At 57.2% G+C, this 12,876-nt stretch carries 12 protein-coding genes; 10 read left to right on the top strand and 2 right to left on the bottom strand.

Going from position 1 to position 12,876, the window contains the following annotated elements; all coding sequences use genetic code 11:
* The 4 genes from ABUK73_RS17715 to ABUK73_RS17700 all read left to right on the top strand — a co-directional run bounded on the left by ABUK73_RS17715 (position 1) and on the right by ABUK73_RS17700 (position 4,762).
* Positions 1-930, top strand: coding sequence for a LysR family transcriptional regulator (locus ABUK73_RS17715; protein ID WP_353578431.1), 930 nt, complete (start codon positions 1-3; stop codon positions 928-930).
* Positions 931-1,245: 315 nt separating this feature from the next.
* Entirely contained in the window at positions 1,246-1,662 is a 417-nt protein-coding gene (locus tag ABUK73_RS17710) for a cupin domain-containing protein (protein WP_353578430.1), read from the top strand.
* A 133-nt stretch (positions 1,663-1,795) separates the two neighbouring features.
* Positions 1,796-2,542, top strand: a complete 747-nt coding sequence (locus tag ABUK73_RS17705) for an SDR family oxidoreductase (protein ID WP_353578429.1) — start codon at positions 1,796-1,798, stop codon at positions 2,540-2,542.
* A 270-nt stretch (positions 2,543-2,812) separates the two neighbouring features.
* On the top strand, positions 2,813-4,762 hold the full coding sequence (locus ABUK73_RS17700; protein WP_353578428.1) for a PAS domain-containing protein: 1,950 nt from the start codon (positions 2,813-2,815) through the stop codon (positions 4,760-4,762).
* On the opposite strand, the gene ABUK73_RS17695 is transcribed toward ABUK73_RS17700, so the two are convergent.
* Entirely contained in the window at positions 4,719-5,177 is a 459-nt protein-coding gene (locus ABUK73_RS17695) for an Rrf2 family transcriptional regulator (RefSeq protein WP_353578427.1), read from the bottom strand. The two genes, ABUK73_RS17700 and ABUK73_RS17695, sit on opposite strands and share 44 nt — an antisense overlap.
* 63 nt (positions 5,178-5,240) lie before the next feature.
* On the opposite strand from ABUK73_RS17695, the gene ABUK73_RS17690 reads away from it, so the two are divergent.
* From ABUK73_RS17690 to ABUK73_RS17670, 5 genes are all read left to right on the top strand, one after another.
* On the top strand, positions 5,241-5,918 hold the full coding sequence (locus tag ABUK73_RS17690) for a DUF1971 domain-containing protein (RefSeq protein WP_353578426.1): 678 nt from the start codon (positions 5,241-5,243) through the stop codon (positions 5,916-5,918).
* 20 nt (positions 5,919-5,938) lie between these two features.
* Positions 5,939-7,153, top strand: a complete 1,215-nt coding sequence (gene hmpA / locus ABUK73_RS17685; RefSeq protein ID WP_353578425.1) for an NO-inducible flavohemoprotein — start codon at positions 5,939-5,941, stop codon at positions 7,151-7,153.
* 38 nt (positions 7,154-7,191) lie between these two features.
* The gene (locus ABUK73_RS17680) at positions 7,192-8,343 is read left to right on the top strand and encodes a hypothetical protein (protein ID WP_353578424.1); all 1,152 of its coding nucleotides are present in this window, start codon (positions 7,192-7,194) and stop codon (positions 8,341-8,343) included.
* Between the two features lie 158 nt (positions 8,344-8,501).
* Complete coding sequence (locus ABUK73_RS17675) at positions 8,502-9,254, top strand: SDR family oxidoreductase (protein ID WP_353578423.1); 753 nt, start codon at positions 8,502-8,504, stop codon at positions 9,252-9,254.
* A 112-nt stretch (positions 9,255-9,366) separates the two neighbouring features.
* Positions 9,367-10,830 carry a mechanosensitive ion channel family protein gene (locus ABUK73_RS17670; RefSeq protein ID WP_353578422.1) on the top strand — a complete coding sequence of 488 codons (1,464 nt, stop codon included), beginning with the start codon at positions 9,367-9,369 and terminating at the stop codon, positions 10,828-10,830.
* Between the two features lie 72 nt (positions 10,831-10,902).
* Here the strand turns inward: ABUK73_RS17670 and ABUK73_RS17665 are convergent, their stop codons facing one another.
* Positions 10,903-11,370 (bottom strand): carboxymuconolactone decarboxylase family protein, encoded by a 468-nt coding sequence (locus tag ABUK73_RS17665; protein WP_353578421.1) that lies wholly within the window; start codon positions 11,368-11,370, stop codon positions 10,903-10,905.
* Between the two features lie 471 nt (positions 11,371-11,841).
* Between ABUK73_RS17665 and ABUK73_RS17660 the strand changes: the two genes are divergently transcribed.
* On the top strand, positions 11,842-12,672 hold the full coding sequence (locus ABUK73_RS17660; RefSeq protein WP_353578474.1) for an alpha/beta fold hydrolase: 831 nt from the start codon (positions 11,842-11,844) through the stop codon (positions 12,670-12,672).
* The last annotated feature ends 204 nt before the right edge of the window (positions 12,673-12,876 follow it).

Here is a 12,876-nt window from a genome sequence, read left to right as displayed (position 1 = left end):
ATGGTCAGAGATGTACGCAGTGATGAGATATTCCGTACAGTCAGTTCGCTTCCACCGGGCGAACTGGCCGCCTTTCTTGCTGTCGCCGAGCACGGTGGTTTCAGGGCTGCAGCCAGGACGCTCGATCAGAGCGCTTCCGCACTGAGCCACGCCGTGGCAGGGCTCGAGAAGCGTCTCAAGGTGAAGCTCTTCCACCGATCCACTCGCAATGTATCCCTCACTGACGCCGGTCGCAGGTTCGCCTCAAGGCTCTTGCCTGCGATTAGCGAGATAGGGTTGGCGGTCGAGGAAATCGAAGACACGAATGCCGCGCCCGCTGGACTCCTGCGGATCAACTCCGATGCAAACGCGGCCGAGCAGGTGCTCATGCCGCTCCTGACGAAGTTCATGGCGACCCAGCCAGCCATGCGCTTCGAGATCGTGTGCGATACGAGATTGGTCGATATCGCCGAAGGCGGATTCGACTGCGGAATCAGGCTCGCGGAGCTTGTGCCCGACGAAATGGTCGCGATCCCGATCGGCCCGGATCAGCAGCACATCGTGGTTGCGTCTCCCGGCTATCTCGACAATGCGCCCGAGCTAGCGCGGCCCTCCGATGTCGCGCTTCACAAGTGTGTCCAAATGCGTATGTCGGGCGGTTCTATCTATCGCTGGGAATTCCAGAGACGGGGCGAGACACTCGCCGTCGAGACCTCGGGCAATCTGGTTGTAGATCATTCGCGGCTTCTCCTTGCGGCGGCGCGTGAAGGATATGGCCTGGCCTATGTTACGCGGTGGATGGCCAGCGAAAGCCTGCGGGACGGATCGCTCCGCCAGGTGCTCGCTGATTGGACCCCGCCCTATCCGGGGCTTTGTCTCTACTATCCGCGCCACCGCCACATCGGGGCAGGGATGCGTGCCTTCCTCGCATACCTTCGAGCGACCCGCTGAACTCTCCGGACGTTGGCTCCGCGGCGCTCTCTCAATACAGATCCGCCAGGCGTTTGCGTCACCGTAAAATTAGCCTGCGTTGGTTCGTAGCACCCAACAGGAAATAGCGATCTCTTAGAGCTTCTGCTCGCGCATGTCCCTTCCCGAAGTCAGGCACGCGGAACAGTGTACCTGTATCGTTGCGTTGTATTAAGTTCTGTACAAAGGCTACCGCGACCTTCACACAAACTTTTGTATATCTCCAATGTGCATGGATGGCCCTCTATTCTCACTGAGGTGCCGCGGCATGCGGTTCAAAGTCCCGAGGAGATATCCATGTTTAAAAAGACAGCCTTCACAGCACTTTTCGCATTGGCGAGCATCTATCCCGTAAGTGCGGCGGACGGGTCGAAGAATGCGAAGGTTACGCTGGTCTTCAACCACGAACTGCCAAATGTGCCAGGCAAGAGCATGCGCGGAGTATTGGTCGAGTACGGCCCAGGCGGATACTCGCCCGCCCACACACATGCCAAGAGCGCCTTCATCTACGCGACTGTTCTAGAAGGCGAGATCAGGAGCAAGGTGGGCAACGGCCCAGAAAAGACCTACAAAGCTGGAGAGAATTTCATCGAAAATCCCGGCGACCATCACGGCGTCAGCGCTAATGGAAGCGAAACAAAACCAGCCAAGCTTTTGGCCGTCTTCGTCGTCGATACGAAAGAGATTGAATTGACCACTCCAGACAAAAAATAAGTCGACTGGATGAACGCAAGCCGACCGGTGAGGTGTGGTGCAATCGCAGCGCAATCCGCCGAGAAACTCAAAATCGGTCTATCAGTGCTGTCTAAGTATGCTGTTGCGATGGACCAGGTTAGGGAGCCAGTAAATGAAATTCGTTATAATGGGCGGAACCGGGTTCATCGGTTCAAAAGTCGTCTCGAAACTAACTGCGGCCGGGCATGAGGCCATTGCGGCCTCACCGAGTAACGGCATTGATAGCGTTACCGGGGAGGGGCTTGATGAGGCGATGGTGGGGGCGCACGCCGTGCTCGACGTAACCAACTCACCGACCTTCGACCCACAGGGCATCCTGGACTTTTTCAACAAATCCACCTCAAATCAGATTTTCGCGGAGAAAGAAGCCCATGTACGCCATCACGTTTTGCTGTCAATCGTCGGGATACACAAACTTCCAGACAATGCCTACACGAAAGGAAAGATAGCGCAGGAGAACATGGTCGAAGGATCAGGAGTGCCATTCACCATCGTCAGGGCCACCCAGTTTATGGAGTATCTTGGTACCATTGCCGACCATTGTGGCAGCGACGGCGAAACCCATATTCCCACTGCGAATGTTCAAGTGGTTGCCGCGTCCGATCTGGTAGATGCGCTATGCGAAATCCTTACGGAAGGACCAACCAATCGCACTGTTCAAATCGCCGGTCCGGAACGCGCCCCGATGAATGAAGTTGTATCTCGCTATCTCAAGGCGAAGGGCGACGACAGGGTCGTCAGAGCAGACCCGGACGCGCTTTATTTTGGATCTCGTCTGGAGGCTGATACTCTTGTCCCGGACGGCAGTGTGCGGATTTGCCAGACAACTTTAAATGAATTCATTGCTAGGGGTGTCTGATAACGCGCATCTGCATCAATTCATTGTGCTGTCGTCCCAAGTGACAGCGTGGGCGTCTATTTTATCGACTTGAAATTCGTCTGAGCGGCGTTCGCGTTGATAAACATAATGACTAAAGGCCGCGAGAGCAACTACCTAGTCTTGCGGCCTTACCCTGTTTAAGGCATACCGGATATAAGTTCGCTCCAGATACGACACGCACTTCGCTGTTTGTCGATTTGACACGGAAGTGTCGTTGAACTGTCTAATTCGCGTCTGTGGGAAGCTCGGGTGATCTCAGGTAGGATCTCGGTTGAAGCGATAAAAGAGCTCGTGGACGTGATCCCCGGACTTGGCTGGGCGGCGTGGCCGAACGGAAATCTAATTTGCCAGAGTATGTCCTTGGAGGCGTACACCGGATTTCCAAATTCGAAGGTCGGAGCACGAGATGTTGAAGGCAAGTTTTCTTGGAGCGAATTGGTTCATGGAGACGACTACCGTGACCTCGAAGAGGCGTGGTTGTTAGCCGTTGGTAATGGTGACGTCTATAACGTTGCACATCGAGTTCGGACCAGTACCGGAAAGTTCAGGTGGATTCGGACTACTGCAAGACCGCAGATCAATGCAGAAGGTGAGATCGTCTTCTGGCTCGGTACTTGTGTAGATATCCACGAAGCGATACTGGAGGCTGAGGCGTCTAAAGCGCGGGAGCGCGCCCTGCAAAAGTTCATCGACGCGGTTCCGGTCCCAATTTGGGCTGCCGATACGCTCGGAAATCCAACTTACTTTAATGAGGCGCTAAAAGCTCAGGTCGGATTTACCATTTCACATACTATAGAGCAGTCCTCGCTCGAGGGCGCGTTAGCGCGAGTTATTCATCCTGATGACCTCGAGCAAGTTACATCGGGCCTAAAAGCTGCCCTGTCTGGCGGACCTCGCTTCAAACAGAGGTATAGACAAGTACGTGCCGACGGAAGATACCGTTGGACGAAAGGCGAAGCGAACGCGTTAACCGGCGACGATGGCACCGTCGAACGATGGCTTGGCGTCGCGCAGGACATCGACGATGAGGTATCTGCCCAGATCGCGATAGCCGAACGTGAAGCACGTCTCGCGCTCATTATCGAAACGATGCCTGGATTACTGTGGGTGTCATCGCCTGATGGACAACCCACCTATTTCAGTCGGCAACTTGAGGAGTGGTCCGGTATAACCGTCGATCAGATCGCCGGGCGCGACGGTGATGCTCTGACGTCGATCATCCACGCGACTATTCACCCGAATGATAGGGGAGACGTGGAGACGACGATCCGAGAAAGCTTCCGCTCGGGAGAGCCTTGGTTCAGGCGGTTCCGTCAACGGCGCTCTGATGGCAGCTGGCGCTGGCTTGAGGCGCGAATGGAACCGCTGCGAGACAGTAGTGGCAAAATCATTCAATGGTATGGCTTGCAGGTTGATATCGAAAACGAGTTTGTCGCTCAAGAATCACTAAGGGTCTCTCAGGAAAAACTTGCCAAGGCGTCCCGTTATGCGGGTATGGCAGAGCTTTCCGCCTCAATCGCTCATGAACTTAGCCAACCTCTGGCGGCAGTCATAATGAGCGCGGATGCGTGTAGACGTTGGCTTGAAATGGAACCGCCGAATAAGCAGCGCGCCAAACACAGCGCCGATTGTGTCGTCCGTGACGCAAATATCGCCACTGAAGTGGTGAAACGCATACGGGCGCTGTTCCAGCATAAGTCAGAAGGCCGGGAGAAAACCGATATCAATGCGCTCATCCAAGGTGTGAAGGACATTATGTCGGAGGAATTTGCATCGAATGGCATCCGCCTAGAGTTGAGGCTGGAAAAGTCACTCGGTCTGATGTTCATTGACGCCGTTCAAATACAGCAGGTACTCGTAAACCTCCTGCATAATGCCACCGAGGCGATGGTGGGAATGACGGGGCGAGAACGCCTGATAACTGTAAAGACTCGTTCGTCGACCCTTGGGGCAGTCATAGAGATCTCAGACACCGGAGGCGGTTTCAAAGACATCGAACGTATCTTCATGCCGTTTTTCACGACAAAACAGAGCGGCATGGGTATGGGGCTTTCAATTTGCGAGACAATCGTGACCTCCCACGGTGGAAGGATTTGGGCCGAAAATACTGACGTGGGTGCTCGGATGAGCTTCACGGTCAGGTCCACACCTGAGGCTATGCTGATCCCAGAAGGACTCGAAGCTCCGGTCTCCGCCTGACTAGGTCGCCAACCGTGTACTTATCGAACACGGCGGCAAAAGCGGCCGAGGCCTCCGCTAGTATTGGAGGCAAGCCGCAGGCGGACGACGCGGGGCATCCTGCGCATACAACGAGCTCATCAAGTCTCTCGGTATGGCGGAGCACAGAGCCGAGATTTATCTCGTCTGGCTGGCGGGCTAACCTGATACCTCCATTTCTTCCTCTCACGGCTTCAACGAAACCTGCGGCTGACAGGTCTTGGACCACCTTCTTGAGGTGGTCTTGGGAAATATCGAATGTGCGTGCGATCTCGCGGATCGAGCCAAGCTCTCCGTCTGATGTACCAAGGTGTATCAAGACCCGGATACCGTAGTCCGTGTATTTGGTTAGCCTCATAAAATCCTGCGTCAAAATGCCCGTGGCGTTAAAGTGCATTTCAATAGCACCTTTTCGCAAGATGAAATAGGTGTATCTCAGATGCACCTTTTGGAGTTAGCAATGTCGGTAGAGCTCACTGAAACGGACATCTCGCGGATTGTGGCGAGATTCTACGACCGCGTAAGGGTAGACGAGGACCTTGGTCCGGTTTTCGCGGTGGTTGAGGACTGGGACGAACATCTGGCGAGGCTCTCGGAATTCTGGTCGTCGCTGATGCTCACTACTGGGCGCTACAAGGGCAATCCGTTATCGATGCATCTTGTCCATGCTGAAAAGTTCCGGCCGTCCATGTTCATCAAGTGGCTGGAGATCTGGCGCGAGACGACCGACGAGCTCGTTGCGCCGGAAATAGCGTTCTCGATGCAGGCGAGGGCTAAAAGGATCGCTTCTCGTTTTTCGGTCATTATCTGCGGCGAGGAGCTTCCCGCATCGGTGACGGACGAGCCGACGCCGCTCGCGCCCACGCCCTACAAAATCTCGGCTCTTTTCGACGAGCAAAGCTTGCCGCGCGCGCTTCTCGTCGATCACGCTCTCAAGTCCGGGACATGGGGCGTCGTTCGTGTCGAAGAGGGCGCGGTCCATTACCTCGAGCCCGGTGTTTCCGAGCCACGCCTCCTCGAACCCGGCATACCGGGTGTCATCCCTCCCGAAACAAGCCACAGCCTAGAGCTGGTGGGCGCGGTGAGACTGCGCGTCGAGTTTTACGACCGCTACCCGCTCGGCACCTATCACAACTGACCCAAGAAGGAATTGAGATCATGCCACGTCAGCTGTCCGCAGAAACCATAGAACTCGTTAAGGCGAGTGTTCCGGCCCTTGAGGCCCATGGTAGCGACATCACCAAAGCCATGTACGCGCGGCTTTTCAAGGATGAGCACATCCGGAACCTGTTCAACCACGCCAACCAGGGCGAGGGCGGTTCACAGGTTCACGCGTTGGCCGCAGCGATCCTCGGCTACGCCCGTAACATCGAGAACCTCAGCGTGCTTGGTCCGGTCGTCGAGCGTATCGCACACAAGCATATCGGCTACCACATCCTGCCGGAGCATTATCCCTACGTTGCCGAAGCCCTGCTGGCGGCGATCAAGGACATTCTCGGAGATGCGGCAACTCCTGCCATTCTGACCGCCTGGGGTGAGGCTTACTGGTTTCTTGCCGATATCCTCAAGGGCCGCGAAAGCGATCTGCGATCCGATATCGAGAACCGGAACGGCGGCTGGAACGGGTGGCGGAATTTCACGGTCGTGTCGAAGACCAAGGAAAGCGACGTCGTCACGTCCTTCGTGCTGAAGCCGTCCGACGGCGGTCGGGTCATCCGGCACAGGCCCGGCCAATACCTGACCTTACGGCTGCCTCTGGAGAACGGAACGGTCGCCAAGCGGAACTACTCCATCTCATGCGGTCCGAACGACGAATTCTATCGTATCTCGGTGAAGCGCGAGACCTTCGGACAGGGCGGCTCGATCTACCTGCATGACCACACAGATATCGGTTCGGTCATCGACGCCACACCTCCGGCAGGGGACTTCTTCCTCCCAGAAGAACCAAAGGCTCCGGTCATATTGTTGTCCGGCGGGGTAGGGCTAACACCCATGGTCAGCATGCTCGAGGCGATCACTCGCGACTATCCGGACCTGGAAACACACTTCATCCATGGCGCGTTGAACAGCGCTACCCATGCGATGGACAAACATGTCAGGACCCTCGCTGCTGCCCGTCCCCGGGTGAATGTGAAAACCTTCTACAGCGAGCCGTCCACCCAAGACGCTGTCGGGCTCTCCCATGACTATGATGGGTTCATCACCGTCGACTGGCTGCGCTCCGCGACACCCTTCGAAACCTCCGAGTTTTACCTTTGCGGACCCAAGCCGTTCCTTCGGGCTTTGGTTCCCGCTCTGGTGAGAGCAGGTGTGCCGGGAGAGCGTGTTCACTACGAATTCTTCGGCCCGGCGGACGAGCTTCTCGCCGCCTGATCGATCCATCAAACTGCCATTCCGAAAAGGCGACTTCCATGCAAAGCCGTATTCAACCGATGCTGTGGGTGTGGCCCACAGCTGCCATCATCGTGTTCCTGCCCCTGTCGGCCGAAGCCCACGTCAAGTGGTTCGCCCCGTATATCGTGGGCGCGCCGCCAGCGCCGATCGAGAACACCCTACAGGACACCTGGTTCTGGGTCGGCATATGTCTTGTCCTGGTGTTCTTTATCTTGACACGCCTGGTGGAGGTCAGCTCCGTCGGTGCAAAAGCCATCGGAGCGCTCAATTGGGCGACCGACCCGCTCTGGGCACGCCAGGACGACTACATCCGTTCGATCATCGCGGCGTTTTTCGTCGCGATCTTTGCCGTCGGCGGTGTGTATCTGACGCCCGACCTAAAAACACCAGCCGAATGGGTTTCCTGGCTTCAGCTCGTGATTGCCTGCTGCATATTTTCGCGGTTGACAATGCCGATCGCCGGGCTCGGTATAATAGCCCTTTGGATATTCGCACTGAGAGACTACGAGCTATTCCATCTTTTCGACTATCTCGCGCTCGGCCTCGGCGTGGCGGGATACCTGCTCCTCGAGCCGCTCAAGAACGAGGAATTGAGGGGACGCCGTTTCGAGGCGCTCCGCTGGGGACTGGCGATCGCCCTTATGTGGTCGAGCCTCGAGAAGTTCGCGTTCCCGAGCTGGTTCTACCCCCTCGTCGTCGAAAAGCCGTTTCTCACTTTCGGAATGCCGAGGGACGTGTTCATACCGATGGCAGGCGTCACGGAGTTTACTCTCGGGTTCGGCCTTCTATGGACGCCACTGATACGGAGGCTGTCGGCTATCGCCCTCCTCATCATCTTCACGGCCGCCGTATGGCCTTTCGGCCGGGTCGATCTCATCGGGCACGGCCTGATTATGGCAATCCTCATCGCGGTTGCGGCCGATCACCGTACGGGTGTCGATCTAATGACGGCGCTCAAGCGGCGTCTCGTGAATATCCCCATAGGCCTCTCGACCGCTCTCGTCGTTTTCTGCACGGCCTACTGGGGATTACACGTCGCTTTCTACGGCATGGATGGACAGCTGCCCGCCGCCGATATTCCGAGGACGACACATAGCTACAGCGTGGAACATCCGCACGGCCCCGGCGGGCCCGACGACGTTCCAGCCAGCCAGCACTCTCATCCGTAACGGCTCAGGCAGAGAGCCCGGACCCAGCAACCGGCCGCGCGGCATCCAAACGTATATCTTGCTGGCAGTAGGGTGCGGCGCGATTTTCTGTAGGCGAACTGCGGGCAGGCTGCAGCTGGAGCCCCCTCGAAAGGCCAAAAAGTTTAAGGAGAATGAAGATGAAAATTGTAGTTGTAGGCGGCACGGGCCTTATTGGCACCAAGGTCGCTAGCTTAATGTCGGCGCGGCGTCTCGAAGTCGTTGTCGCATCACCAAGCACCGGCGTAAACAGCCGTACAGGCGAGGGACTGGACGCCGCACTGCAGGGGGCCAATGTCGTCTTGGACGTCACGAACGCGCCTTCTTTCGATCCGGGCGAAGTCTTGGATTTCTTCAAGACGTCGACAAGAAACCTGCTCGCTGCCGAGAAGAAGGCCGGAGTGCAGCACCACGTGCTACTTTCCATCGTTGGTACCGATGGTCTTCCGGGAAACGGTTACTTCCTCGCTAAGGCAGCACAGGAGGCTTTGATCGAAAATTCCGGCGTTCCCTACACCATCGTCCGCGCGACCCAGTTCATGGAATTCATGGCAACGATCGCGGATGCAGGAACGACAGACGGCGAGGCGCGCCTTTCGACAGCGAACTTCCAGCCGATCGCCGCGAATGACTTGGCAGGCCTCCTCGTTGACACCGTCGGCAAAGCGCCCGCCAACGGTATCATGGATGTCGCCGGACCCGAAAAAGGCCGGATGTGCGACATCATCGGTAGATACCTCCGGTTCATCGGCGATTCCCGCAAAGTCACTCCTGATTCCAGCGCGGGTTATTTCGGCAGCGCGTTGGAGGAAAACTCGCTCGTCCCCGTTGGCCAGGCGCGCCTCGGCTCCACTGGTATCGAGCAATGGGCGAATTCAGCCAGGGCCGCCTAGATCCCGTTGCCTGACCCGACCGTGACACCCACGCCGGGTGACGCGGTCAGATTGCACAAATCCACCATCGGTCGCGGCTCTATCCCCGACGACATCTGCGGGAACAACCATCATGCCGATGTTGTCGGAGTTCGTAATCCAGGTCGGTCTACTTCTAGCGGTCTCGGTCCCGCTGAGAGTTCTGCTGCGCCACCAGACGAAGGCGAAGCTCACCCTTGACGCCGTCGTTTTCGTCGCCCTCTCAGGCCTGTTTTTTTCGAGAGGTATCGAGCCCTACAGGCCCGGAGCCGTCGGAGGCATAGACGCGGTGAGTGTGGCGATCGCCAAGGCGGCATGGTGGATAAGCATCTCGCTCCTCCTCGTGACGGTGGTCCGGAAATTCCTTGTTTTCAACCGACGGCCTCGTGAAGGCAGACTGGTCAGAGACCTACTCTCCGGCGTCATCTACATCGGCACCGCCTTGTCCATCGTCGCATATGTCTTCAACGTTCCTGTGGGAACATTGATCGCCACGTCCGGCGTCTTCGCAATCGTACTCGGCCTCGCGCTACAGAGTACCCTCAACGACGTATTCAGCGGCATCGCCCTAAACCTCAACCGCCCATACGTGGTGGGTGATTGGATCGTTCTGGACGACAATCTCCAAGGAAGGGTGATCGAAACGAACTGGCGCTCGACTCATCTGCTCAACGGCACGAACGACATAGTGATCCTGCCGAACAGCATTCTGGCGAAAGCGAGACTGACGAACTTCAGCAGCCCGGACGAGAGCCACGGCATTGTGGTGACCGTTCGCTTTCAGCCGACGGAAAGACCCGAAGTGATCGGTGAAACTATGAAAACGGCGCTACTCGGGTGCACGAACATTGTCCGCTCGCCGTCTCCGAGCGTGGCGATCACCGCCCTGGAAGGCGACGGCGTCACGATAGATATTGTCAGCCGGGTGAGGGACGTCAGTAAGGTCTCCGACGCTCGTAACGAGATATACGATCTGGTCTATCGTCACGCGCGCTCCGCGAACTTGGTACTGAGCTCGTCAAGACAATGGACGGGGCCGCTCCCCTACTCGGAAAAAGTTTCGCGTGGGCCTGGTGCGATCGACTGTCTTTCATCCATTCCACTGTTCCATTCGCTTAGAGAAGACGAGCGAGCGTCCTTGGGTGCTGCGATGAAGCAGGTCGCCTTCCCGAAGGGAGCCGTGATCGCCCGGCAGGGAACCTCGTTGACTTCGCTCCTGCTCATCCAGAAGGGTGTCGTTATCGTCGAGAGAGAGGAAAACGGCCGCCACACGGAACTCACGAGACTTTCCCCCGGAGACTTTTTCGGAGAACGGGGTGTCTTGATGGGGTCGCTTGAGGCTGGTGAAATCCGTTCATTGACCCCGGTCACAGCATACGAAATCAAGAAAGATGCCCTTGCTCCGTTTCTCGGGCAACGCCCAGAAATTGCCGAGGAGCTCGGGTCCGTTCTTGCCCATCGGCTTGAAAAGGAAAAGCATCTCCTCGACCAGCCGGGAATGGAAAACAGCACCTCGATCACCCTATCGGGGAAAATACGCAGCCTATTCGGCCTGTAGCACACTCCGGCATGGTGTTCACTCCGCACTCGGCTTCGCTACGCCACCATGCCTTTGGATAGTGGATTGACGTCAAGCCGCTGCCGGGACCGTCCGATGGTCGATCGGATGCTGCAGACGCAAGGCGAGCGCCATCCGGTTCCAAACGTTAATTGTGCTGATGGCGGTCGTCAGCTTGGCGGTTTCCGCTTCGCCGAAATACTTTCTGAGCTGCTCGTAGTCGGCGTCGGGAACGCCCGTAACTGATACATTCGTCAAGCTTTCCGCCCAGTTCAACACCGCGCGTTCCTTCTCGTCATAGAGAGCGGATTCCTTCCAGACCGCGATCAGGGCAATCCATTGGTCCGAGAACCCGGCTTTCCTCGCTTCCTTGGTATGCATGTCCACGCAATAGGCGCAGCCGTTGATCTGTGACGTGCGGATTTTCACGAGATCGAGATAGCGTTTGTCGATGCCGGATTTCTGGACGTACATCTCAAGTCCCATAATCGCTTTGAAGCTTTCGGGCTCGACAGCGTTGATATCGAAACGGGGTTGCATCTTATCACTCCCTACTTTGGGTTTCGTCGAACGGGAATTCGTCGACGAACGGACGCTAAGGCGGGAGCGGGCAGCTAGGAAGATATACGGGAGTATCCGTCAAGGACTGATGAAGCCCACGAAACTGGGCGACTTTCAAACGGGGAGTGTCACGCGTCACTTTCCGCCTGACGCCGAATAGCTTTCGTTTCCTGCTACGGGCCACGGCATACGAATGTATAACTCCCGTGGCTCCCGATCCTGCGTCACTTTCTACGCGCTGAGTTTGGCTCTGCCCGTCGAGGCGAGCGGGCCAAGGCTCGTCAATACCAGATCACGGAGAGACAAATGACGGAGAGAGATTTCTCACGGGGCAAGGGCCCCTTGAGACGCGAGGTGTTGGCGCTGGGCCTTGGAGCGAGCGTCGCAACCGTAGTCCCCAATTTTGCGGTGGCCGCAAGCACGCAGAAAACCCCTGAAAGGAAACAAGATATGGGCTTTGTGAAAACGAAAGACGGCGCGGAAATCTTCTACAAGGACTGGGGCCACGGTCAGCCGATCGTGTTCCATCACGGATGGCCGCTGAGCAGTGACGACTGGGATGCCCAGATGATGTTCTTTCTGGAAAAGGGCTTCCGCGTCGTCGCCCATGACAGGCGCGGCCACGGCCGCTCGAGCCAGGTCGCCGAGGGTCACGACATGGACCACTACGCGTCGGACGCCGCAGTCGTCGCAGAACATCTTGATCTCCGCAACGCGGTCCACATCGGCCACTCGACGGGTGGTGGTGAAGCCGCGCGGTACGTCGCCAAGCACGGCAAGGGCCGTGTCGCCAAGCTCGTTCTCGTCGGGGCGGTTCCGCCGATCATGGTCAAGACCTCGGCCAACCCCGGCGGACTGCCGATCGAGGTGTTCGACGATTTCCGCAAGAGCCTGGTCGATAACCGTGCCCAATTCTTCCTCGACATCCCTTCCGGCCCCTTCTACGGATTCAACCGGCCGGACGCCAAGGTTTCCCAGGGCGTCATCCAGAACTGGTGGCGACAGGCCATGGTCGGTGGCGCGAAGGCGCACTACGACAGCATCAAGGCGTTCTCCGAGACGGATTTCACTGAAGACCTCAAGTCAATCACCGTTCCAACGCTCATCCTTCACGGTTCTGACGACCAAATCGTTCCGATTGATGATTCCGCCAAGCTCGCCATCAAGCTGCTGAAGAACGGAACCCTCAAGATCTACGACGGCTACCCGCACGGCATGTGCACGACCCACGCCGACATCATCAACTCAGACCTCCTGGCATTCGTCCAGGCCGCCGGCTGATACACTCAGGGCAGGCTCCAAAGCCTGCCCTTGAGCTTGGAGCGGCGTCGCCGACGATGATCCAACTTATTGGCTTTGGTCTCTCTCGGCATACTTCAAACCGCCTTGCGGGTCTGACGATCAAGGGGGATATGATCTGAGGGCCGCCTGGAAATTTCTCGCGTGCATCAACCCGCAGACGTCGGGACTGTCGACTTACGTGAC

Origin of the sequence: Agrobacterium vacciniicorymbosi, from assembly GCF_040427045.1 — a bacterium.
Classification (GTDB): Bacteria; Pseudomonadota; Alphaproteobacteria; order Rhizobiales; family Rhizobiaceae; genus Agrobacterium.
Note: the sequence above shows the minus strand (reverse complement) of the source record. Positions and strands in the feature narration are given on the sequence as shown.